General features: G+C 57.2%; 1 rRNA gene. It reads right to left on the bottom strand.

The window, feature by feature from the left end:
* Positions 1-1,537, bottom strand: a 23S ribosomal RNA gene (locus PUR71_RS03745); the annotation flags it as partial.
* Positions 1,538-1,606: the final 69 nt, after the last annotated feature.

Raw genomic sequence — 1,606 nt, forward strand, 5'->3', positions numbered from 1 at the left:
CGTTGGCGCTTCAAAGCGGGTACGGGAATATCAACCCGTTGTCCATCGACTACGCCTGTCGGCCTCGCCTTAGGTCCCGACTTACCCTGGGCAGATCAGCTTGACCCAGGAACCCTTGGTCAATCGGCGCAAGAGTTTCCCACTCTTGTATCGCTACTCATGCCTGCATTCTCACTCGTATACCGTCCACGACTCGATTCCTCGGCCGCTTCACCCGGCACACGACGCTCCCCTACCCATCCACACAGCCGTTGGGCCTATTATGTGAATGACACGACTTCGGTGATGTGCTTGAGCCCCGCTACATTGTCGGCGCGGAATCACTTGACCAGTGAGCTATTACGCACTCTTTCAAGGGTGGCTGCTTCTAAGCCAACCTCCTGGTTGTCTCTGCGACTCCACATCCTTTCCCACTTAGCACACGCTTAGGGACCTTAGTCGGTGTTCTGGGCTGTTTCCCTCTCGACCATGGAGCTTATCCCCCACAGTCTCACTGCCACGCTCTCACTTACCGGCATTCGGAGTTTGGCTAAGGTCAGTAACCCGGTGAGGCCCATCGCCTATCCAGTGCTCTACCTCCGGCAAGAAACACGTGACGCTGCACCTAAATGCATTTCGGGGAGAACCAGCTATCACGGAGTTTGATTGGCCTTTCACCCCTAACCACAGGTCATCCCCCAGGTTTTCAACCCTGGTGGGTTCGGTCCTCCACACGGTCTTACCCGCGCTTCAACCTGCCCATGGCTAGATCACTCCGCTTCGGGTCTTGGGCATGCAACTCAAACGCCCTATTCGGACTCGCTTTCGCTACGGCTACCCCACACGGGTTAACCTCGCTACACACCGCAAACTCGCAGGCTCATTCTTCAAAAGGCACGCAGTCACGGCCCACCAGCAAGCTGATGAACGACGCTCCCACGGCTTGTAGGCACACGGTTTCAGGTACTATTTCACTCCGCTCCCGCGGTACTTTTCACCATTCCCTCACGGTACTATCCGCTATCGGTCACTAGGGAATATTTAGGCTTAGCGGGTGGTCCCGCCAGATTCACACGGGATTTCTCGGGCCCCGTGCTACTTGGGAAATGAGCAAGCAAGCCGCACAGATTTCGTCTACGGGGGTCTTACCCTCTACGCCGGACCTTTCGCATGTCCTTCGACTACCCATACGGTTTCTGACTCGCCCAGCCGCCGGCAGACGACTGAAGCTCACTCCCACAACCCCGCAATGGCAACCCCTGCCGGGTCTCACACCAAAACGGTTTAGCCTCATCCAGTTTCGCTCGCCACTACTCCCGGAATCACGGTTGTTTTCTCTTCCTGCGGGTACTGAGATGTTTCACTTCCCCGCGTTCCCTCCACACTGCCTATGTGTTCAGCAGCGGGTGACAGCCCATGACGACTGCCGGGTTTCCCCATTCGGACACCCCCGGATCAAAGCTCGGTTGACAGCTCCCCGGGGCCTATCGCGGCCTCCCACGTCCTTCATCGGTTCCTAGTGCCAAGGCATCCACCGTGCGCCCTTAAAAACTTGGCCACAGATGCTCGCGTCCACTGTGCAGTTCTCAAACAACGACCAGTCACACACCCTCGGACACCCCCAACA

Source organism: Streptomyces sp. SP17BM10, from assembly GCF_036322405.1.
In the GTDB taxonomy this organism is placed as follows: domain Bacteria; phylum Actinomycetota; class Actinomycetes; order Streptomycetales; family Streptomycetaceae; genus Kitasatospora.